Origin of the sequence: Oceanobacillus sp. M65 (genome assembly GCF_052246275.1) — a bacterium.
Classification (GTDB): Bacteria; Bacillota; Bacilli; order Bacillales; family Amphibacillaceae; genus Oceanobacillus_B; species Oceanobacillus_B jordanicus.
In genome coordinates, this window is record NZ_JBQQCJ010000001.1 from 1,224,134 (window position 1) to 1,245,436 (window position 21,303).

At 40.8% G+C, this 21,303-nt stretch carries 19 protein-coding genes and 1 riboswitch; of the genes, 16 read left to right on the top strand and 3 right to left on the bottom strand.

The genetic code is table 11. The features are described from left to right. Positions 1–3 precede the first annotated feature (3 nt). The 13 genes from opp4B (at position 4) to dhaM (ending at position 15,666) form a co-directional block, all read left to right on the top strand. Positions 4–966, top strand: a complete 963-nt coding sequence (gene opp4B / locus ACTWPF_RS05765; protein ID WP_443148639.1) for an oligopeptide ABC transporter permease — start codon at positions 4–6, stop codon at positions 964–966. A 27-nt stretch (positions 967–993) separates the two neighbouring features. Beyond that, complete coding sequence (locus tag ACTWPF_RS05770) at positions 994–1,902, top strand: ABC transporter permease (RefSeq protein ID WP_443148640.1); 909 nt, start codon at positions 994–996, stop codon at positions 1,900–1,902. Between the two features lie 154 nt (positions 1,903–2,056). Further along, positions 2,057–3,904 carry an oligopeptide ABC transporter substrate-binding protein gene (opp4A, locus tag ACTWPF_RS05775; RefSeq protein WP_443148641.1) on the top strand — a complete coding sequence of 616 codons (1,848 nt, stop codon included), beginning with the start codon at positions 2,057–2,059 and terminating at the stop codon, positions 3,902–3,904. Between the two features lie 289 nt (positions 3,905–4,193). Then, positions 4,194–6,041: an asparagine synthase (glutamine-hydrolyzing) gene (gene asnB / locus ACTWPF_RS05780; RefSeq protein ID WP_443148642.1), complete on the top strand. Its 1,848-nt coding sequence runs from the start codon at positions 4,194–4,196 to the stop codon at positions 6,039–6,041. A gap of 475 nt (positions 6,042–6,516) precedes the next feature. Then, entirely contained in the window at positions 6,517–8,949 is a 2,433-nt protein-coding gene (locus tag ACTWPF_RS05785; RefSeq protein WP_443148643.1) for a penicillin acylase family protein, read from the top strand. A 69-nt stretch (positions 8,950–9,018) separates the two neighbouring features. Beyond that, complete coding sequence (locus tag ACTWPF_RS05790) at positions 9,019–9,300, top strand: YciI family protein (RefSeq protein WP_058950853.1); 282 nt, start codon at positions 9,019–9,021, stop codon at positions 9,298–9,300. Positions 9,301–9,347: 47 nt separating this feature from the next. Beyond that, a riboswitch (PreQ1 riboswitch) is annotated at positions 9,348–9,394 on the top strand. Positions 9,395–9,472: 78 nt separating this feature from the next. Then, complete coding sequence (queF, locus tag ACTWPF_RS05795; RefSeq protein ID WP_238019872.1) at positions 9,473–9,961, top strand: preQ(1) synthase; 489 nt, start codon at positions 9,473–9,475, stop codon at positions 9,959–9,961. A gap of 43 nt (positions 9,962–10,004) precedes the next feature. Next, positions 10,005–10,646 (top strand): queuosine precursor transporter, encoded by a 642-nt coding sequence (locus ACTWPF_RS05800; RefSeq protein WP_443148644.1) that lies wholly within the window; start codon positions 10,005–10,007, stop codon positions 10,644–10,646. A gap of 470 nt (positions 10,647–11,116) precedes the next feature. Then, on the top strand, positions 11,117–11,947 hold the full coding sequence (locus ACTWPF_RS05805; protein ID WP_443148645.1) for an MIP/aquaporin family protein: 831 nt from the start codon (positions 11,117–11,119) through the stop codon (positions 11,945–11,947). 12 nt (positions 11,948–11,959) lie between these two features. Beyond that, positions 11,960–13,453 (top strand): glycerol kinase GlpK, encoded by a 1,494-nt coding sequence (gene glpK, locus ACTWPF_RS05810; RefSeq protein ID WP_443148646.1) that lies wholly within the window; start codon positions 11,960–11,962, stop codon positions 13,451–13,453. A gap of 188 nt (positions 13,454–13,641) precedes the next feature. Beyond that, positions 13,642–14,637, top strand: a complete 996-nt coding sequence (dhaK, locus tag ACTWPF_RS05815) for a dihydroxyacetone kinase subunit DhaK (protein ID WP_443148647.1) — start codon at positions 13,642–13,644, stop codon at positions 14,635–14,637. A gap of 30 nt (positions 14,638–14,667) precedes the next feature. Next, positions 14,668–15,288: a dihydroxyacetone kinase subunit DhaL gene (dhaL, locus tag ACTWPF_RS05820; RefSeq protein ID WP_443148648.1), complete on the top strand. Its 621-nt coding sequence runs from the start codon at positions 14,668–14,670 to the stop codon at positions 15,286–15,288. A 3-nt stretch (positions 15,289–15,291) separates the two neighbouring features. Next, entirely contained in the window at positions 15,292–15,666 is a 375-nt protein-coding gene (gene dhaM, locus ACTWPF_RS05825; RefSeq protein ID WP_443148649.1) for a dihydroxyacetone kinase phosphoryl donor subunit DhaM, read from the top strand. 278 nt (positions 15,667–15,944) lie between these two features. Here dhaM and ACTWPF_RS05830 read toward each other — a convergent pair whose 3' ends face one another. From ACTWPF_RS05830 to ACTWPF_RS05840, 3 genes are all read right to left on the bottom strand, one after another. Further along, entirely contained in the window at positions 15,945–16,130 is a 186-nt protein-coding gene (locus ACTWPF_RS05830) for a hypothetical protein (RefSeq protein ID WP_443148650.1), read from the bottom strand. Between the two features lie 12 nt (positions 16,131–16,142). Then, positions 16,143–16,622: a GNAT family N-acetyltransferase gene (locus ACTWPF_RS05835; protein WP_443148651.1), complete on the bottom strand. Its 480-nt coding sequence runs from the start codon at positions 16,620–16,622 to the stop codon at positions 16,143–16,145. Positions 16,623–16,742: 120 nt separating this feature from the next. Continuing rightward, on the bottom strand, positions 16,743–16,994 hold the full coding sequence (locus ACTWPF_RS05840) for a hypothetical protein (protein ID WP_443148652.1): 252 nt from the start codon (positions 16,992–16,994) through the stop codon (positions 16,743–16,745). Positions 16,995–17,127: 133 nt separating this feature from the next. On the opposite strand from ACTWPF_RS05840, the gene ACTWPF_RS05845 reads away from it, so the two are divergent. The 3 genes from ACTWPF_RS05845 (at position 17,128) to ACTWPF_RS05855 (ending at position 21,184) form a co-directional block, all read left to right on the top strand. Beyond that, positions 17,128–18,873, top strand: a complete 1,746-nt coding sequence (locus ACTWPF_RS05845) for a LytS/YhcK type 5TM receptor domain-containing protein (RefSeq protein ID WP_443148653.1) — start codon at positions 17,128–17,130, stop codon at positions 18,871–18,873. Beyond that, on the top strand, positions 18,870–19,595 hold the full coding sequence (locus tag ACTWPF_RS05850; RefSeq protein WP_106897472.1) for a LytR/AlgR family response regulator transcription factor: 726 nt from the start codon (positions 18,870–18,872) through the stop codon (positions 19,593–19,595). The genes ACTWPF_RS05845 and ACTWPF_RS05850 overlap by 4 nt, the downstream gene beginning before the upstream one ends. Before the next feature lie 137 nt (positions 19,596–19,732). Continuing rightward, positions 19,733–21,184 carry a carbon starvation protein A gene (locus ACTWPF_RS05855; RefSeq protein ID WP_161464483.1) on the top strand — a complete coding sequence of 484 codons (1,452 nt, stop codon included), beginning with the start codon at positions 19,733–19,735 and terminating at the stop codon, positions 21,182–21,184. Positions 21,185–21,303: the final 119 nt, after the last annotated feature.

Consider the following 21,303-nt stretch of genomic DNA (forward strand, 5'->3'; position numbering starts at 1 on the left):
AACATGTGGAAATTCATAGTTAGACGACTTTTTATAACATTCCCCCAAATTGTACTTTTAAGTGTTCTAATATTTTTAATGGCGCAAATGATGCCTGGTGATGCATTGTCTGGTCTAATAGATCCGAACATTGATCCTGCAGCAATAGAAGCACAGCGTGAGAAATTAGGACTAAATAATCCATGGTATGTACAGTATACAGATTGGATAAGTGGTGCTTTACAAGGAGACCTTGGTCAATCATTTAGATACAAAATGCCTGTAACAGATTTAATTGAACTAAGGCTTGTTAATACCTTCTGGTTATCTGTTGCTACATTAATCATTACGTATCTCATCGCAATCCCCCTTGGAATTACAAGTGGACGATACAATGATTCTTGGGCTGATCAGTTAATTACAAGTTATACATATGTAGGATTCGCCACGCCATTATTCATCTTTGCACTAGTAATGTTATGGATATTCGGATATCAGTTAGGTTGGTTTCCGACAAGTGGAAGTGTAGCACCAGGTACAGAACCAGGTACATTTCAATATGTAGTTAGTAAAATTCAGCATTTACTATTGCCAGCCATCTCGATGGCGTTAATTACAACAGTTAATACCGTCCAATATTTACGAAATGAGATTGTAGACACAAAGCAAAAAGATTTTATTATAACAGCAAGAGCAAAAGGTGCTTCTGAATCCAGAGTTTATAATCGTCATATTCTACGTAACTCGCTATTACCAATTGCTGCATTCTTCGGTTTTGAGATCACAGGTTTAATAGGTGGTACGGTGTTTGTGGAAAATATATTTGGATACCCCGGAATGGGCCAGTTGTTTCTTGAGTCGATCACGCAACGTGATTACAGTGTTGTAACATCTGTTGTATTATTGTTCGGAATTGCCTCGATATTAGGAGCGTTAATTTCCGACATAATCTTAAGTCTTGTTGATCCGCGTATCCGCATAAAATAGAAATCGATTGACTCTGAGGTGAAAAAAATGGAATCAAAAGAAGTAAAAGTCGATGGTACTCCGCAGGTCGCTACGAAAAGCCCTACTGGTTTTAGTATCATATGGCGCGAAATTGTGAGAGACAAGATCGCATTGTTTTCTTTAATATTACTTGTTTTAATTACTTTGTTCGTATATGGTATATCGCTATTTCTAAATCAAGATGAAATTGTAACAGTGGACCTTTTTTCAATCCATGAGCCACCAGGTGATGAATTTATTCTGGGAACCGATTATGGTGGAAGAGATATATTTGGACAGTTAATAATCGGTACACGTAACTCGCTATCAATCGGAATCCTCGTAACTCTAATGACAGGGGTGATTGGTGTTCTCTATGGCTTAGTATCAGGCTATTTCGGTGGTACTGTTGATAACATTATGATGCGTATTGTAGATTTCTTTTTAGTACTACCTTTTCTCATGGTTGTTATTGTATTTGTAGCTATTGTTCCAAAATATAGTGTACTCTCATTCTCTCTTATTATGACTGCATTTTTATGGATGGGAATCGCAAGACTTATTCGTTCAAAAGCACTACAGGAAAAAGAACTGGATTATGCGCAAGCTTCCAAGACATTGGGGTCGTCAAACTTTAAAATCATGATGACACAGGTGTTACCAAATTTAAGTTCTTTAATTATTGTAACAATGACGCTAAACCTTGCTGCAAACATTGGGCTAGAATCTGGTTTATCCTTCTTAGGATTTGGTTTTCCAGAGAGTACGCCTAGTTTAGGTACACTGTTAAGCTATGCTACAAACCCGCAAACACTTGAATTTAGATGGTGGATCTGGGTTCCAGCTGCAATACTAATATTAGTGTTGATGTTAGCTGTAAATAACGTGGGACAGGCATTGAAGCGTGCCACAGATGCAAGGCAAAGAAGAGGGTAAGTCACTTAGTTACACCGTATATTCGCAATATTTAAACATTGTTACCTGCGTTTCTATGACTAAACATAGAAATGTTGAGTATATATTGTAGCGGGCCGATTTATCTTATCGGCCTGTTGCACAAAAGAAAGGCAAAAAAAGGGAGGGTATTAGGATGACAAAAGCAAGTTGGAGTAAGGCGCTATTTGCACTTATGCTTGTTTTGTTGCTTGCGCTTGCAGCATGTAACGGTGGCGATTCTGAGGAGAGTGGAAGCTCTGACTCAGAAGGTGGAAGCAAAGAAGGTGGATCAGAGGAAAAAGCAGAAGAAGATGATGGGCTATACTCCATCGAAGACTTCACTACCGAAAAAACAAGTGAAGGGGAAGCAATTGAAGGCGGAAAGTTAAACTTTGGTCTTGTTACAGACACCGCTTTTGAAGGAACGCTTAACTGGAATTTCTATTCTGGAACATATGATGCAGAAATCATTAGTTGGTTTGATGAGTCATTACTATCATGGGATGAAAACTTCCTGTACACAAACGATGGCGCAGCAACCTATGAAGTAGATGAAGACGGGAAAGTTTTCACTTTCACCATTCGTGATAACGTAAATTGGCATGATGGTGAGCCTGTTACTGCAGAAGATTGGGCATTTGCTTTTGAAGTAATTGGTGACCCGGAATACCCAGGCGTACGTTATGGGGAAGATTTCACTAACATTGAAGGAATGGAAGCTTACCACAATGGTGAAGCTGATAGTATCTCCGGTGTAGAAGTAGTAGATGAAAAAACATTAAAGGTTACGTACATTGAGTCTACACCATCGCTATTAACTGGTGGGATATGGGCTTATGCACTACCAAAACATATTTTTAAAGATATTCCGGTTGCTGACATGATCGAAGCACCAGAAGTACGTGAAAATCCAATTGGGTTTGGACCATTTAAAGTAGAGAGTATCGTACCTGGTGAGTCCGTAACAATGGTAAAAAATGACGATTACTGGGCAGGAGAACCAAAGCTTGATGGTGTTACAGTAAAAGTTATTAATCCAAGTACTGTAGTTCAAGCACTTAAAACAGGTGAAGTAGATACAGTAGATAGCTTCCCTGTAGATCAATACCCTGATAATGCAGACATGTCTAATGTTGAATACCTTGGACAAACTGATATGGCTTATACGTATATTGGCTTCAAGCTAGGTACTTGGGACGCTGATGCAAAAGAAGTGGCTCCAGATGATAGTAAAAAAATGGCAGATGTAAACTTGCGTAAAGCAATGTGGCATGCTGTTGATAATAACGCAGTAGGAGAGCAATTCTATAACGGGTTACGTTGGAATGCAACTACATTAATTCCACCATCTCATCCTGAATTCCATGATGCTGAAAATCCTGGTGTAGAATATGATCCTGAAAAAGCAAAACAGATTCTTGACGAAGCTGGTTATGAAGATGTAGATGGCGATGGTATGCGTGAAAATCCTGAAGGCGAAGAATTGGTAATAAACTTTGCTTCTATGTCAGGTGGAGACACTGCTGAACCACTAGCTAACTATTATATTCAATCTTGGGAAGCTGTTGGTCTAAATGTTCAACTTTTAGATGGTCGCTTACAAGAATTCAATACTTTCTATGATCGTGTTGGACAAAATGGTGACGATGATCCAGCAGTAGACATTTTCCAAGGTGCATGGGGCGTTGGGAATGATGTAAGTCCAGCTGGTCTTTACGGTCGCGATGCTCTCTTTAACTTCTCTCGTTACGCTAGTGAGAAGAATGACGAGTTACTTGCAGAAGGACTTTCTGAGAAATCATTTGATGTAGAACATCGTAAAAAAGTTTACAACGAATGGCAGGAGTTCATGGTTGAGGAAGTACCGGTATTCCCTACATTATACCGTGCATTGTTAGTGCCTGTTAATAACCGTGTTCAAAACTACTCTATTGCCTTCGATGGGGTTCCTGATAAACACGAAATTACTGTAACTGCTGAAGAAGCACCTACAGCTGAATAACATAAAAAAGAAGATCCTTTACGGGTCTTCTTTTTTTGTACATTGAGAAAGTATAAAATTTCAGCAAGGAAGTAAAATCGACGAAGTTGAAGATTTGAGTTACCGAGTATAAGAAAAACATACACATTAGCTAAAGGACGAACCGAGTTTTTCTAAGCGAATTTATACATATATGCATATTTCGTAGCCGTATCTACATAGCATGATAACTTAAGGGCACGCATACTTTTTTGCCCACATGCATAGGATGGTCTGTATAGATTTTTGCAACGAGAAAGGATGACGCACTATGTGTGGGATTGCCGGCTATGTAGATTGGCATACATTTGCACGTTCAGATAAAACCATAATACAAAATATGACAAATACCCTGTCACTTAGAGGACCTGATGATACGCAGTATTGGTTCCATCCTCATGCTGCCTTTGGACATAAACGCTTGTCTGTTGTGGATTTAGAAGGTGGCGTACAGCCTATGACCAGAAAGGCAAATGGCTACCAATTTACAATTGTTTATAATGGAGAGCTATATAATACGGAAGAATTGAGAAACGACTTAATTAAAGAAGGGTACCAATTTAAGACTACGTCTGATACAGAGGTTCTGCTCACTGCCTACATTGCCTGGCGGGAAAAGTGTGTAGACCACTTAAATGGAATTTATGCCTTTGGAGTTTGGGATGAAGAAAAAAATCAACTTTTTATGAGCCGTGATCGTCTTGGTGTAAAACCGCTCTTTTACTATGAAGCAGAAGGAAAATTTGTGTTTGGGTCAGAATTGAAGGCAATTTTGGCACATGTGGATGTAAAGCCGGAAGTGGATAAATCAGGTCTTGCAGAAGTATTTGGACTAGGACCATCACGTACACCAGGGCATGGCCTATTTAAAGGCTGTAAGGAGTTGCGAGCAGGTCATTCCTTGACCTATTCTAAACAAGGATTACAGGTATGGCGCTATTGGAATGTAACGAGTAAACAACATACCGATTCATTGGACGAAACAGCAGAAAAAGTAAGACATTTATTCGTTGATGCAGTGCAACGTCAGCTCGTTGCTGATGTACCCGTATCAACCTTTTTATCAGGTGGGCTAGACTCCAGCGCGATTACAGCAATCGCTGCAGAGCATTTTGAAAAACTGAGACAAGAACAGCTTACTACTTTTTCGATAGATTATGAGGGAAACGACGAGCATTTTGTTGCAAGTAAGTTCCAACCATCAAGTGATCAACCGTGGATAAAGAAAATGGTTGCTTATAGTAAAACAGATCACCATGATGAAGTGATAAGCGGAAAGGAACTTGCGGACCACTTGAAGGAGTCTGTTTATTTGCGTGACCAACCTGGCATGGCAGACATTGATTCATCCATGTTATGGTTTTGCCACAAAATAAAAGAGCATACAACGGTGAGTTTATCAGGAGAATGTGCTGATGAGATCTTTGGTGGTTACCCATGGTTTCATAACCCTCCTAGTAGTGAAGAAGCAAGCTTTCCTTGGATGCGCTCCCTTGATTCTAGGGTGGATCTATTACTCCCAGAATGGCAGGAAAAGCTTGATCTTAAAACATATGTAGAAAATCGCTATCAGGAAACGATCGCAGAGACCCCACGCTTGGAGGGAGAGACGGAAGAGGATGCACATCGTAGAGAACTCTTTTACTTGAACATGCACTGGTTTATGGCACAGCTGCTTGATCGTAAGGACAGGATGAGCATGGGAGCCAGTCTAGAGGTCCGAGTACCCTTTGCAGATCACAAGCTTGTAGAATACGTTTGGAACATTCCATGGGATATAAAAATGGTTGGAGATAGAGAAAAAGGGATCTTACGAAAAGCCATGGAGGGCATATTACCTGATGAAGTGCTATATCGCAAAAAAAGCCCATATCCTAAAACATTTCAACCAGAGTACACGAAGGCAGTCGTTACTTGGATGGAAGAAATTTTAGATGATGAAAATGCCCGGCTTTTTGAATTCATGGATAGAGAGAAAGTGAAAGCCATTTTGGAAAGTGAAGGTAAGGAATTTAAGGATCCATGGTATGGTCAGCTTATGAAAGGGCCGCAACTCATTGCTCATTTATGTCAAATTGATTATTGGCTGCGGAAGTATAACGTGACTGTATCCGAATAAGTTTAAAACCCTGCATAAGTGCAGGGTTTTATTTAATAGAGAGGTATTAGCGTGGCTTACAATCAAACGGGAACGCCAATCAACAAGACGAGCACTTCAATCAATTAAACAGGAGCGCCAATCAACGGCGCGAGCACTTCAATCAATCAAACGGGGACGCCAATCAACGGCCAGCGCACTCCAATCAATTAAACAGGAGCGCCAATCAACGGCCTGCGCACTCTAATCAATTAAACAGGGGCGCCAATCAACGGCCTGCGCACTCCAATCAATTAAACAGGGGCGCCAATCAACGGTCTGCGCACTCCAATCAATTAAACAGGGGCGCCAATCAACGGTCTGCGCACTCCAGTCAATTAAACAGGAGCGCCAATCATCAACATGCGCACTCCAATCAATCAAACAGACTCTCCTCATATCACTACACAAGATCTCCAGTCGACCAAACCTCTAGTGAGCAGGATTATTCTAAATTATGGCGAATAAGCTATATCATAGAGAAAATATAAATGGGGGAATGACGGTGGAGGCACAAAGTATAGAAGTAATCCAAGAAACAAAAAAGAAAAAATGGAAAAAGCGCGTCCTGATAACTACTGGCATAATCATAATTATTCTACTTATTACCTTATTTTTTGTAAACGCATACATAAATCGTTCTCTGGCACAAGTTGATGGAGAAATTGACCTGGCAGGATTACAGAATGAGGTAACAGTTGTAACAGATGAACAAGGAGTGCCACATATTAGCGCAACCACAGAGCATGATTTATATATGGCTCAAGGCTATGTGCAGGCTCAACACCGGATTTTTCAAATGGAAATGTCGCGTCGTCAAGCTTCAGGGACATTAAGTGAAATCGTAGGTTCAGCAGCAGTGGACAATGATAAATACTTCCGTACTTTGGGTCTAAGAAGAGCGGCTGAGAAATCATATGAGCTATATACCGACGAATCCAAAGCTGTGCTCCAGAGCTTTGCAGATGGCGTCAATGCCTATATTGAAGAAGCAATTGAAGAAAACAGTTTACCAATTGAGTTTACCTTGATGGGGTCCAAGCCAGCTGAATGGACACCATTAGACTCCCTAACGATTGGAAAGTATATGGCATTCGATTTAGGCGGACATTGGGAAAGCCAAGCCTTTAATCACTACCTATTAGAAACATTTGAGGAGGAGAAGGCATTAGAACTTTTCCCAGCATACCCGAAAGATAAGCCGACTATTATCGGGGAAGGGGAACTGGATATTGCTAGTAGTTTTGAGAAGGCAGTCATCCCTCATACGTTTAATGGGAGCAATAACTGGGTGGTTAGCGGTGATAAAACAGCTTCAGGCATGCCCCTGCTTGCGGATGACCCGCATTTGGGATTAGCAACACCCTCGATTTGGATCCAAATGCATTTACAAGCAGAGGAAATGAATGTAAGTGGTGTGATTTTCGCTGGAGTACCGGGTATTATTCTTGGCCATAACGATAATATAGCCTGGGGCGTAACCAATACAGGACCAGACGTACAACAGCTATATGTCGAAAAGCGTAGCCCGGATAACGACAGAGCATTTCTTTATGAAGATAGCTGGGAAGAAGCAAATGTTATTGAAGAACCAATTAAGGTAAAAGATGAAGAAACAATCGATTATGACGTGATAGAAACAAGGCACGGTCCAATTATTTCCGAATTTACTGAGGACACAGGCAAAGATACCGTTCTTTCTTTAAGATGGACAGCCTTGGATGCGACAACAGAGCTGGAAGCGATTTTGTCTATCAATAAAGCAGCTGATTGGGAGCAATTCGAAACAGGTTTAGAGAAGTTCCTTGCTCCAGCACAGAATTTTGTGTTTGCCGACAAGGATGGCACCATTGCCTATAAGGCTAACGGAAACATTCCCATTTATGAGGATGGGGAAGATGCTTTGCTTCCATTAGCCGGATGGGAAGCAGAAAATGATTGGAAAGGATTTATTCCGTTTGATGAGCTGCCTCGTGTAGTGAATCCGGAAAAAGGCTATATTGCCACAGCGAACAATAAAATTACTGGAGACGGTTATCCGTACCATATAAGCAACGTTTGGGCACAACCTTACAGGTATGAACGTATTTCTGAAGTGTTAGAAGCAGGAACAAACCTAACAGCAGAAGACATGATGGCATTACAGATGGATATTAAAAATTTACGAGCAAGAGAATTTGTCCCGCTTTTCGCAGAGACTTTAAGTGGAACAGATCTTACGGACACTGAGCAACAAGCTATCCAGCTGTTACGAAAATGGGACTATGAAGATGATGTCGAAAGTTCCCAAGCCCTCCTTTATCACCACTGGATGGAGGAGATCGAAAACCGATTATATAAAGATATACCACGCAACATGATGGGCATGTTTTCTGGTAAAGGACAAACAACAGATGAATTGTTACGAACCGCGCTTCGTGGAGATACTTCTATTTGGGTCGAGGAGGAGGGCGGGATAGAAGGACTATTGGGAGAAACATTTAGTAAAACGATAGAGAAGCTAAAGGAAGAGTATGGGGACGCGATAAATGAATGGCGATGGGGAGACTATCACCAGATTCAATTTGTCCATCCACTCTTTGGAATCAATCCTGTCCTGGCCTTTTTCTTCAATAATGAAAAGCCGATGGAAGTCGGGGGAAGTAGTGTTACACCAATGGCAGCAAGCTATGAGAAAAAGACAGGGATGGTCGATCACGGGGCTTCTTGGCGATTTGTGATTGATTCCAATGACATGGAGAAAGGCTATCATATCGTCGGTCCAGGGCAATCCGGGCATTTTAAAAGTGACTGGTATGATGACCAGTTGGAAGATTGGGTGTACGGAAACTATCATGAAACAAATCTTAAGTCATTCAATGGCGAGGAACTAACTTTGAAGCCAGAATAATTCCACTTGCTATGTGGAGAGAAAAACGACAAAATAAGAGATATGCTAGAAAGAGAAAGGGAGAACATAATGAACTACTATGCGGCTTCGTTGCCAATGAAAGATGAGGAAAAAAGTAAAACGTATCGTCCTGACCATTTAGCCTATTTGGAAGAGATGGAGGAACAGGGAAAGGTATTTGCCAAAGGTAGATTTACAGACGGTGCTGGTGGACTTGTCATTTACCAGGCTGATAGTCTAGAAGAAGCAGAAGCATTAGTTAAAGCAGATCCGTATGTTGAAAAAGGTGCACGAAATTATGAAGTGCATGAATGGACAATGGTGCTTGTAGGGGACAAACCACAATCATAATTGCATTGACAGTGTTATGGCCAATCGATATAATATGTCAGGTAACAATGCGAGAGGTTCTTAGCTTAAACCCTCTATAAAAAACTAAGGACAGATGATGCGAATCGAGCCATGTGCCTTAGTAGGTACATGGCTTTTTTGATGTGAAAAATAGTAAGAGGAGGTAAATACGATGAAAGAACAAGATCTTTCCGAACTAACACTGCTTGGAAGTCAGGGAACAACTTATGCGTTTGACTATAATCCTGATGTGCTAGAAATCTTTGAAAACAACCATCAGGACAGAGACTACTTTGTGAAATTTAATTGTCCTGAATTTACGACGCTTTGTCCGATGACAGGACAGCCAGATTTCGCTACCTTATACATAAGCTATATTCCCGATGTGAAAATGGTAGAAAGTAAGGCTCTAAAACTGTATTTGTTCAGCTTTCGTAACCATGGTGGGTTTCATGAGGACAGTATTAATGTGATCATGAACGATTTGATTAACTTAATGGATCCTAGGTATATTGAGGTGTGGGGTAAATTCACCCCTCGTGGTGGCATCTCGATCGATCCCTATTGTAACTATGGGAAGCCAGGAACAAAGTATGAAAAAATGGCAGAGCAACGACTAATGAATCATGATCTTTATCCAGAAAAAGTAGACAATCGATAATAGAGGGTTGCTAAGTTCTTCTCATCAAAGAGGAGAGAAAAAAATGTATTTATATCTAAATGCTTTATTTGCAGGACTATTAATAGTGTCAAATATTCTAGGTGTAAAACTCTTTGCAATCGGAGAGTTTATTTTACCGGCAGCGGTTATTGTATATGTAATTACTTTTATTATCACGGATGTTATTGGGGAGGTATACGGGAAGCAAGCTGCAAGGAAAACAGTTCAGGCAGGCTTTCTGACACAAATCCTCGTACTCGTTTTTGTATTTATTGCAATCGAGTTACCAGCGGCACCAGTCTTTACAGTACAGACAGAATTCGAAACCATTCTAGGTGGTAGCTTCCGTGTGATGCTAGCGAGTCTATTATCATATTTGGCCAGTCAGCACTTGGATGTCAGCTTGTTTCATCGCCTAAAAAAGAAGCATGGTAATAGTAAGCTATGGCTACGTAACAATCTCTCCACAATGACGAGTCAGCTGGTGGATACGAGCATCTTTATCACCATTGCATTCTGGGGAACAGTGCCAACTGCCGTTTTACTTGGAATGATTGCCACACAATATTGTTTTAAACTGCTTGTTGCCATTGTAGATACTCCTATTGTGTATCTTCTTGTCAGACTAGCTAAGCGTGACAAAGATAAAGCCGAAACGAGCGATTTACTTGTAAACCATTCCTAACATTGGAATGGTTTTTTTATGCCTTGGAGCATAGACAATCTAGGAAACTTGCACTACAAAAATGTTTCATTTCCCGGGAAATATATGTCGTTATTTGCGGGAAAACACCACTTAAATCATGAGATAGCTACGGTATTATTTTTAATCTAGTTACATAAACTAATAACGCTTGTACCTTATTTGAGATAGAAGGGGGGCAGTCCATGTAAGACTTTCTGCTTGTAAAGACTGGTATACGGTACAAAGGTATGAGGTTAGTAAGAAAGAAATCTAATAATCTAGGAATAATTTATTAAATTTAATTGACACCGCTTTCAGTTTGGTTTATGATGAAAGCACAAGTTAATTATGTGGCGGAGATATGGAGACCCACACTTTAATAGATATTCCTTGCTAGGAGTATGTCTGTTAAAGTGTGGGTCTTTTACCGTTGGCGATTAACTATTAATGAACATAAAGGGGTGTTTTACATGTCCGAGTTTTTAGCAGAACTTATTGGTACGATGATTTTAATCATTTTTGGTGGCGGTGTAGTAGGTGGCGTCGTCTTGAAGAAAACCAAAGCAGAAGGTGCTGGCTGGGTAGTCATTACAATTGGCTGGGGTCTTGCTGTTGCTTTAGGTGTTTATGCCGTTGGGAATTTTTCAGGAGCACATTTAAACCCTGCCGTAACGCTCGGATTTGCCGCAATTGGTGAATTTCCGTGGGCCGATGTACCATTATACATTACAGCACAATTAATTGGTGCCATGATAGGGGCAGCAATAGTATTCTTTAATTATTTACCACATTGGAAAGAAACGGAAGATCAAGGTGCTAAGCTGGGCGTATTTGCTACAGATCCAGCAATTCGTAGCCCATTCTCGAATCTAATTAGTGAGATGGTTGGAACATTTGCTTTATTAATGGGACTTTTATTCATTGGTGCAAACGAATTCACAGAAGGGTTGAATCCAATTATCGTGGGTGCACTTATCATTGCCATTGGGATGTCACTTGGTGGAGCTACAGGCTATGCGATTAACCCTGCAAGGGATTTGGGTCCACGTATCGCACATGCGCTTCTTCCAATACCAGGAAAAGGCGGTTCTGACTGGGGGTATTCTTGGATTCCAGTTGTAGGACCAATTCTTGGAGGTATCTACGGAGCAGCATTCTATAATGCTATGTTTCTAGGAAACTTCGGTGCTCTTTTCTGGATAATGAGCGCATTGGTAGCAATCCTATTCATTGGTGCAGCGAATGCTGAATTGAAAAAAGGAAAAAGTACAGCAAACAAAGTAGAACAAAAAATTTCTTAAGGGGGAATTATAATGAGTAAAAAGTATATCTTATCCATTGATCAAGGGACAACGAGTTCACGGGCTATTTTATTTAATCATGACGGAGCAATCGTAGAAACAGCACAAAAGGAATTTCAGCAATTTTTCCCGGAGCCAGGCTGGGTGGAGCATGATGCCAATGAAATCTGGACATCTGTTCTAGCTTGTATCGCGGATGTGCTTCGTAAAGCAGACGCAGAGCCGACAGACATTGCTGGAATTGGAATTACGAACCAGCGTGAGACTGCAGTTGTATGGAATAAAAACACAGGGAAGCCAATCTATCAGGCGATTGTTTGGCAATCAAGACAAACAGAAGGTATTTGTAGGGAACTAAGAGAAGCAGGACACAATGAACTTTTCAATAAGAAAACAGGTTTACTACTTGATCCGTATTTCTCTGGAACAAAAGTAAAATGGATCCTTGATCATGTGGCAGGCGCAAGACAGAAAGCACACAATGGCGATCTGTTATTTGGAACGATCGACAGCTGGCTTGTTTACAAGCTTTCCGGTGGAAAAACACATATTACCGATTACTCTAATGCGTCAAGAACCCTTATGTTCAATATCTATGATCTAAAGTGGGACGATGAATTGCTTGATATTTTAACTGTTCCAAAAAGCATGCTACCTGAGGTAAAGCAATCATCTGAAGTTTACGCACATACTGCTTCTTACCATTTCTTCGGCCATGAGGTGCCAATTGCAGGTATAGCGGGCGACCAACAGGCAGCATTATTTGGTCAGGCGTGCTTTGAAAAGGGAATGGCGAAAAACACATATGGAACAGGTTGTTTCATGTTAATGAATACTGGTGAAGAAGGCGTTAAATCAGAGCATGGCTTGTTAACAACGCTTGCTTGGGGTGTTGATGGAAAAGTAGAATATGCACTAGAAGGAAGTATCTTTGTCGCAGGTTCTGCTATTCAGTGGCTACGTGATGGTCTAAAACTTATTGAAAGCGCACCACAAACGGAGCAGCTTGCTAAAAATGTAGATTCTACTGATGGTGTTTATATGGTGCCAGCATTTGTAGGACTTGGTACACCTTATTGGGATAGTGATGCAAGGGGTGCTATGTTCGGATTGACACGTGGTACGACTAAAGATCACTTTGTTCGTGCAACACTAGAATCACTTGCCTACCAATCAAAAGATGTATTGGATGCTATGATCAAAGATTCCGGTATTGATCTTAAAACATTGCGTGTAGATGGTGGAGCAGTAAAAAATGACTTCCTAATGCAATTCCAAAGTGACATGCTGGATGTACCTGTTGAACGCCCAGATGTACAAGAAACTACCGCACTTGGCTCAGCTTATCTAGCTGGCTTAGCTGTAGGGTATTGGAAAGATAAAGAGGAAATCGCAAAACAATGGAATATCGAGAAAACATTTAAACCAGCTATGACAGAAGGAAAGCGTAATAGCCTTTATGCTGGTTGGGAGAAAGCGGTCGAGGCTACAAGAACGTTTAAATAGAAACCTGTAAAGGGAAAAGAAAGGGGAAGCTCCATTTATCTTTATAAACAAAGGTAAGTAGAGTCTTCCTCTTTCTCATCTCCAATGGAAATTGACTGAGTAAAAGAAATCGAAAAGAAGCACATTAATAGCTAACGTGCATGATTGCTTGATTCATTGCAAATTTTAATGGAAGAGGAGAGAAGATAATGAAAAAAATTATTAACGATCCAAATCAAGTTGTACAAGACATGGTGCAAGGAATGGTAGTAGCCTACCCAGAAGCATTAAAGCAAGTACCTGAGACAATGGTTCTTGCTAGAAAAGATTCGCCTGTCCAAGGAAAAGTAGGGATTGTCAGTGGCGGAGGAAGCGGCCATGAGCCAGCACATGCTGGGTATGTTGGAAAAGGAATGCTTGATGCTGCAGTAGCAGGTGAAGTGTTTACCTCGCCAACACCAGATCAAGTATTGGAAGCGATCAAAGCAGTAGATGGTGGGTCAGGCGTATTTCTTGTTATAAAGAATTATACGGGAGACGTTTTAAACTTTGAAATGGCAGCAGAACTAGCAGAAGCTGAAGGTATTGATGTGCAGTATGTCGTCGTCAATGATGATGTTGCAGTAGAAGATAGTTCGTTTACGACTGGCCGACGAGGAATTGCTGGAACAGTCTTTGTTCATAAAATTACAGGCGCAAAAGCAGAGTCTGGTGGATCTTTAGAAGAAGTAAAACAGGTTGGAGAAAAGGTGGTTGCCAACGTCCGTTCCATGGGGATGGCGTTAAAACCATGTACTGTCCCGGCAGCTGGGAGTCCAAGCTTTGAATTAAAAGACGATGAAATGGAAATCGGCATTGGAATCCATGGCGAGCCTGGGATAGAGCGAAAGGAAATAGCCAGCGCAGACCAAATAGCAGAGGAATTAACCGCAAAAGTTTTACAAGATCTTGACTATACTACAGGCGAAGATGTTGCTGTGATGATCAATGGGCTGGGCTCTACACCAGAAATGGAGCTGTACATTGTAAATAAACGGGTACAGGAAATACTGAAAGAGAAAGGTATTACCGTGTACAAGACATTTGTCGGAGAGTACATGACAGCACTTGAGATGACAGGATGTTCTGTCACCTTACTCAAGCTGGATGATGAGCTAAAAACATTGCTGGATGCCGATTCAGATGCTCCTGCTTTTCGTAGCTAATATTGGTCAACAAAGAAAGGAGAATTCGCAATGGGATTAGACGTACAACTCATAGTAGACTGGATGAAAAAAACAAATGAAAAAATGCAGGAAAACAAACCTTATTTAACGACATTGGATCAACCGATAGGGGACGGCGACCATGGGATTAATATGGCAAGGGGCTTTCAAGAAGTCGAAAATAAGGTAACAAAGGAAACCTATGAGACACCTGCAGATGTGCTAAAAGATGTTGCCATGACGCTCATGTCAAAAGTGGGTGGTGCGTCTGGCCCATTATTTGGAACAGCCTTTTTAAAACTCTCGACTGCCGTGAAAGGTGCCGAAACGGTCTCATATGAGGCTTTTGTTAACGGGATAGAACAGGCAGTCGCAGGGGTAAAACAACGTGGTAAGGCAGAAGCTGGAGAAAAAACCATGGTTGATGTGTGGTACCCGGTTTCCGAAGCGCTCACGGAAGAGCAAGATTTTACAGCAGAGGTTTTATCAGAGACAGCAAAGCAGGCAATGGAGAATACGAAGGATATGCTGGCCACAAAAGGGCGTGCCGCTTATTTTAAAGACAAGTCACAGGGGCATATTGATCCAGGTTCTGCCTCTTCCTTCTATTTATTCGATGCATTAAGTGATGTACTGAAGGAGCGTGCATAATTGATGAGTTCTTATGTAGGTATTGTCCTGATTTCTCATAGCCCTAAAATAGCGGAAGGTCTCAAAGATTTAATTCGCCAGGTAATGACAGACGTACCAATTGAAACAGCCGGTGGTACGGATGACGATGAGATTGGTACTAGCATTGAGAAAATCACAGAGGCGATAGCGGAAGCAGACAAGGGAGAAGGCGTGCTGTTATTTTACGATATCGGTAGCGCGAAGATGAATGCGGAAATGGCAATCGAAATGAACGAGACAGAGAAGGCTCTCCTTGTCGAAGGTCCTTTAGTTGAAGGGGCTTATGTAGCAGCAGTGGAGTCAGGCATGGGGAAAACCTTGCAAGAAGTGCATGACGCTGTAAAGAAAGCATTTTAAAATAAAATAGAGTAACAGCCTCAGGGGAGGAAATCCTTGAGGCTGTTTTTTTTGATAAAATGGATTAGCGAAGGGAAAAAAGAGGATGTGAAATTGACCTTACTTCATAAACTTTCTAACCTGGATACCATTTATAATGGTTATGCTAGCCATAATTACTAGCCAAATATAAAGAAGTTTTGGGTCTAGTTCAAGCGTTTCTATCAAATATAAGGATATTGGCACGAACAGGAAAGTAAAAAATCCTTTCCCAAAAATGACATGTTTCTTATTGGATCCTATCCAATTCTGGAATCTTTCTTTTCCACCACTAGCGCGTGTATATTTAGATAAGTTGCATAAATCCCAACTAACAGAATAATGACTTGTCCAATTAGATTAATACCAAGCCAGTAATTAAATACAAATAGTAACAAAGCAGAAATTACTACGATAGCCAGCACATTTTTTAAATACTTATTCATTATTCATCCCTCTTATTTCAATTTTTTTATATACCAAGCATCCATTGCATCATGATCAGATCCCTCTAGTGCTTTATCAAGTAGCTCAAAGCCTAATTTATTGTATAAGGAATTCGCTACCTCGAGCTTATCTAATGTTTCTAAGTAACAATATGAATAATGTTCCTTCGCGTATGTAAGGGCCACGCCCATCAGCTTTTTTGAGAGTCCTATTCCTTGAGCTTCTGGTGCGATGTAAAGCTTTTGAAGTTCACACACGTCTGCGGACTGTCCATATGGACCAATGCCAACACCACCGACGACCACGTCTTGTTCATTGACAGCAACCCAATAATTAGCCTTTGCCTGTTGCTGGTAAAATTGCGCCAAGCTTGCTAGTTGTGGATCATAATAGGCTGTTCCCGGAATGTCTAAATTTAATGATTCTAATGAACGTTTGATAATATGTTCTATTCTTTGGTTATCTTTTACTTCTATTTCTCGAATGATCATGAAAATGCTCCCCCAGCGTATGCAATTTATAGTATTATTCTATTCACTTTCTTTCTACAATTCAAATTAATTGAATGGTATAGTGCATCATTAGATTTCTGGAGGAAAACACTTCATCAATCATCCTCTATTCTTAGAAAAACTTTCTAATTCTCTCTCAATCTCTTCATCACTCACCTCAACTTTTTCCTCTTTTAAATCAAGGTGTTTACTAATCATTGTTAGTTTTTCTTTAATAGATAGTAACTGACTATTACCATAGAATAGCGACCCTGCGATAATGCCAAATGCAATTGCGATACCAAATACATTAAAGGGGATTAAGATCCACCCTAAAATGCTACTGAAAAAAATAGCGCTAAATAATTTCATACAATTACACCTCCTCGGATAAATTTTCCTAATGCCATGATACCATTTTGTCGCTGCTTGTTAAGATCGTATTTGATAATGTGATATGATAAGCTAAGAATTTATTTTACGGATGTTTAGTGAGGTGCGAGCATTGATTGATTTACTCATAACGATGCTAGAGCGAATTGGTATTTTGGTAGCAGTTGCTTTTGTGCTGACACGTTTTCGCTTTTTCCAGGACATGATTCATCAAGATCAGCTAAATAATAGAAAGCAGTTTACTGCCATTCTCTTTTTTGGGTTATTTGGCATTATGGGAACGTATTATGGTGTGGCCCTTAACACAGGGACTCTACTATTTAATAGTGTCACAATGGATCTCGCTGCAGAGGAAGCAATCGCCAATTCTCGTGTGATAGGGGTAGTCATTGCTGGCCTTTTAGGAGGCTATCGAGTAGGAATAGGAGCTGGACTTATAGCAGGGATCCACCGCCTAACGCTCGGCGGTTTTACTGCTATTTCCTGTAGTTTAGCCAGTGTCATTGCTGGCGCTATGGCTGGTTACTTCAGAAAGAAAGGGAAATATTTAAAGCTCCCAACAGCATTTTTGATTGGCGCACTTGCAGAGTCGGTTCAAATGCTTATTATCTTAATTCTTTCCAAACCATTTGAGATGGCGTGGACACTAGTACAGATCATTGGAATTCCCATGATATTGGCAAACGGCCTTGGGACAGCAATTTTCTTGTTAATTGTGCAAAATGTTGTAAAAGAAAAAGAAAATGCAAGCGCCGAGCAGGCTCAAAAAACGTTGCGCATTGCTGAGCAGACGATCGGTTACTTGAGGCAGGGGATGACCAACCAATCGGCATTAGCTGTCTGTTCGATTTTATATAAAGAAATAAATCCGAGTGCCGTTGCGATTACCGACAAGGAACTTATTTTGGCGCATGTCGGACTGGCAAGTGATCACCATGTAGCAAATACACCGATTCGCACGAAACTCACAAAAGAGGTAATTCAGCATGGAAAACTTGTCGTCGCCAATGATGAAACAATTCATTGCAGTGTGGAAGGTTGTCCGCTCGGTGCCGTCGTCATGGCGCCATTAAAAAGCCGTAATGAAGTTATCGGAACACTGAAGGTCTATTTCCAGTCGGAAAAACACATCACCAATGTAAATTTGGAGCTTATCTCTGGTCTCAGCTCTTTGTTAAGTACACAGGTAGAGCTAGCAGACACCGAAAAAGCTTACCAGTTAGCAAAAGAGGCAGAAATTAAAGCATTACAGGCGCAAATTAGCCCACATTTCCTGTTTAATTCCTTAAATATCATTGTATCCTTAATTCGTACCGATCCAAAAAAGGCACGAAAGCTTTTAATGTCTCTTTCCCATTTCTTTAGGCAAAACCTAGCTGGAACGACCGCTGAGATTGTTTCCTTAAGACAAGAACTGGAGCATGTGAAGGCATACTTGGAAATCGAATCATCGAGGTTTGTAGACAAATTACACGTCACCTACGACATCGACGAATCGGTACTTGATAACAATATTCCACCTTTAGCACTGCAGCCACTAGTCGAAAATGCGGTCAAGCATGGAATTAAGGAAATGGAAAAAGACGCACTTGTCCATATCTCCATTAAGCGAGAAAAGGACAGGATCGTCATTATAGTTGAAGACAATGGGGTAGGGATTAAAGAGAGCAAGCTAAAGAACTTAGGCGAAACACAGCTTGAATCCGAAACAGGGACAGGTATTGGTTTGTATAATGTCAACAGACGATTAACGATGACGTTTGGGTTGCGGGCAGGCATTCAAATAGATAGCAAGCCAGGTCATGGTACTAGAATTAGCTTAAATCTGCCAATTGGAATGGGGGGAATGAATGAATGAAACAAATTGATGTACTCGTTGTGGATGATGAGCGCTACGCACGCGAGGAACTAGTCCACCTGTTAGGTGACTTTGAACATATTCGCGTAGTAGGGGAGGCGGAATCGGGAGAGGATGCGATTGTGAAGAGTCTTACCTTGAAGCCAGACGTTGTTTTTCTAGATATCGAGATGCCGAAAATGAACGGGATGGAAGCGGCCAAAGTATTACAGGAATTAAAGAAAGCACCGCTCATCATTTTTGCAACAGCATACCCACAGTTTGCGGCAGACGCTTTTCGCCTTGAGGCGCTTGATTATCTATTAAAACCCTATGAAGAAGAGCAGCTACAGGAAACGATTTCCCGTGTGGAAAAGCGGTTGTTTACTGCCGATGAGCAGACCATAGTAGCGAAAGGAAAGCTGTCGATTGAAACGAATGGGGAAATTCATTATCTTAATCCAGACGATATTCTTTATTTGTCCCGTGAAGAAAAGTTTACCAAGATCTTAACAGATGATAAGGAATACCACGTTCGTACCACCTTAAAAGATTTGGAAGCAAGGCTTGCTGGTTTTGAATTTTTTCGTATACATAAAAGCTATGTGGTGAATCTTGCCTATGTAAAAATGCTGACACCATGGTTTAATGGTGCCTACCAATTAAAGTTAGAAGGGAAAGAAGAAGCATTAGCGGTGAGTCGTAACTATGTTAAAGCACTTCGCAGTAAGCTGGAACTGTGAGACTAGCTGTGCATCTTGATTATCCGCTAATGCGTTTCAACCTCCCTTTGTAACATCTTACGCTGAATAAAGCCCTTTCACTGGTTTATGTCTTACACTGTATGTAATCGCATACATCGGAAAGAGAGGGAAATATTATGTATACATTTTTAGCTGGTATTTTACTTTTAATTATAGGGTACTTCACGTATGGAAAAATAGTAGAAAAGATATTTGGAGTGAAAGAGGAGAGGGTTACACCTGCTTACACAAGTGGTGATGGTGTAGACTATATGCCAATGAGTACACCGCGAAATTCTTTGATTCAATTATTAAATATAGCTGGTGTTGGTCCGATTTTTGGTCCAATAATGGGCGCATTATACGGACCAGTTGCTTTCATATGGATCGTGGTGGGCTGTATTTTTGCCGGAGCTGTACATGATTACTTAACAGGAATGATTTCCATCCGAAACAGGGGAGCCCATTTACCTGAGCTTGCTGGAAAATTTCTAGGTAGATTTATGAAACATATTGTAAACGGTTTCGCTGTGTTGTTGCTATTATTAGTTGCTACTGTTTTTGTAACCGCACCAGCAGATTTACTTTATAATCTAATGAATGGCTGGGTTGCACTAGGATATATTATCGGCGCCATTTTTGTTTATTATTTACTGGCAACTCTGCTACCAATTGATAAAATTATCGGACGAGTTTACCCAATCTTTGGTGCCTTGCTCGTAATTAGTGCAATCGGCGTGGCAGTTGGAATGATTGTAACAGGTGCTCCAATCCCGGAACTTACATTGGCAAATTTCCATCCGGATAATGCACCAATCTTTCCATTGTTATTCTTAACAATCTCCTGTGGAGCTATCTCTGGATTCCATGCAACACAAACGCCAATCATTTCTCGTACCACAAAAGGGGAGAAGCAAGGTCGTAAAATTTTCTACGGCATGATGATCGCAGAAGGAATCATCGCCATGATTTGGGCAGCAGCAGCCATGAGTCTTTTCGACGGACCAGTTGGCCTAAACGAACTGCTTGCAAATGGCGGAACAGCAGCTGTTGTAAGTGAAGCTTCTACCTTAATGCTTGGTGCTATTGGTGGTACGTTGGCAGTACTTGGAGTTATTATCCTGCCAATCACGTCAGGAGATACAGCATTCCGCAGCGCACGTATGATTATTGCAGATTATATTCGTTTCCCACAGAAAAAAATAATCAATCGTCTGTGGATCGCACTTCCATTATTCGCTATATCGATTGCCCTTACCCGAATTGATTTTAACCTGTTATGGCGCTATTTCTCTTGGGCAAACCAGTCAACAGCAGTAATCGCCTTGTTTGTCGGATCCATGTATTTGTTCATTGCCAAGAAGAATTATTGGATTGCCTTAATTCCAGGTACGTTTATGCTAATGGCAACCATGACCTATATACTAAATGCTCCAATAGGCTTCCGCTTACCGATGAATATTTCATATATCGGCGCAACGATTATTACGATCGCACTTGTCATAACCTTCTTCTTTGCAGCAGTAAAGGCTCGGAGAAACAACATACCATTAGAAGAAGATATTACAAGCTGGAAAAAGTCAGCATAATGAAAAGGTATCAGGGAGACCTGATACCTTTTTTTAGATAAAAAAACACTGAAAACTCGTTTTCTCTAAAAAATTCTAGTCGTTTCCAGCCAATACTACCAGACTATTTTTCATTAAAA

What these genes read in the sequence shown, in the direction of transcription:
- queF (WP_238019872.1), top strand. Translation starts at nt 9,473, where the DNA reads ATGAAAGAACAAGATCTTTCCGAACTAACACTGCTTGGAAGTCAGGGA.
- ACTWPF_RS05855 (WP_161464483.1), top strand. Translation starts at nt 19,733, where the DNA reads ATGTATACATTTTTAGCTGGTATTTTACTTTTAATTATAGGGTACTTC.
- ACTWPF_RS05830 (WP_443148650.1), bottom strand. Translation starts at nt 16,130, where the DNA reads ATGAATAAGTATTTAAAAAATGTGCTGGCTATCGTAGTAATTTCTGCT.
- ACTWPF_RS05835 (WP_443148651.1), bottom strand. Translation starts at nt 16,622, where the DNA reads ATGATCATTCGAGAAATAGAAGTAAAAGATAACCAAAGAATAGAACAT.
- ACTWPF_RS05785 (WP_443148643.1), top strand. Translation starts at nt 6,517, where the DNA reads ATGGCGAATAAGCTATATCATAGAGAAAATATAAATGGGGGAATGACG.
- glpK (WP_443148646.1), top strand. Translation starts at nt 11,960, where the DNA reads ATGAGTAAAAAGTATATCTTATCCATTGATCAAGGGACAACGAGTTCA.
- ACTWPF_RS05800 (WP_443148644.1), top strand. Translation starts at nt 10,005, where the DNA reads ATGTATTTATATCTAAATGCTTTATTTGCAGGACTATTAATAGTGTCA.
- opp4A (WP_443148641.1), top strand. Translation starts at nt 2,057, where the DNA reads ATGACAAAAGCAAGTTGGAGTAAGGCGCTATTTGCACTTATGCTTGTT.
- ACTWPF_RS05770 (WP_443148640.1), top strand. Translation starts at nt 994, where the DNA reads ATGGAATCAAAAGAAGTAAAAGTCGATGGTACTCCGCAGGTCGCTACG.
- opp4B (WP_443148639.1), top strand. Translation starts at nt 4, where the DNA reads ATGTGGAAATTCATAGTTAGACGACTTTTTATAACATTCCCCCAAATT.
- asnB (WP_443148642.1), top strand. Translation starts at nt 4,194, where the DNA reads ATGTGTGGGATTGCCGGCTATGTAGATTGGCATACATTTGCACGTTCA.
- ACTWPF_RS05790 (WP_058950853.1), top strand. Translation starts at nt 9,019, where the DNA reads ATGAACTACTATGCGGCTTCGTTGCCAATGAAAGATGAGGAAAAAAGT.
- dhaM (WP_443148649.1), top strand. Translation starts at nt 15,292, where the DNA reads ATGAGTTCTTATGTAGGTATTGTCCTGATTTCTCATAGCCCTAAAATA.
- ACTWPF_RS05840 (WP_443148652.1), bottom strand. Translation starts at nt 16,994, where the DNA reads ATGAAATTATTTAGCGCTATTTTTTTCAGTAGCATTTTAGGGTGGATC.
- ACTWPF_RS05805 (WP_443148645.1), top strand. Translation starts at nt 11,117, where the DNA reads ATGTCCGAGTTTTTAGCAGAACTTATTGGTACGATGATTTTAATCATT.
- dhaL (WP_443148648.1), top strand. Translation starts at nt 14,668, where the DNA reads ATGGGATTAGACGTACAACTCATAGTAGACTGGATGAAAAAAACAAAT.
- ACTWPF_RS05850 (WP_106897472.1), top strand. Translation starts at nt 18,870, where the DNA reads ATGAAACAAATTGATGTACTCGTTGTGGATGATGAGCGCTACGCACGC.
- dhaK (WP_443148647.1), top strand. Translation starts at nt 13,642, where the DNA reads ATGAAAAAAATTATTAACGATCCAAATCAAGTTGTACAAGACATGGTG.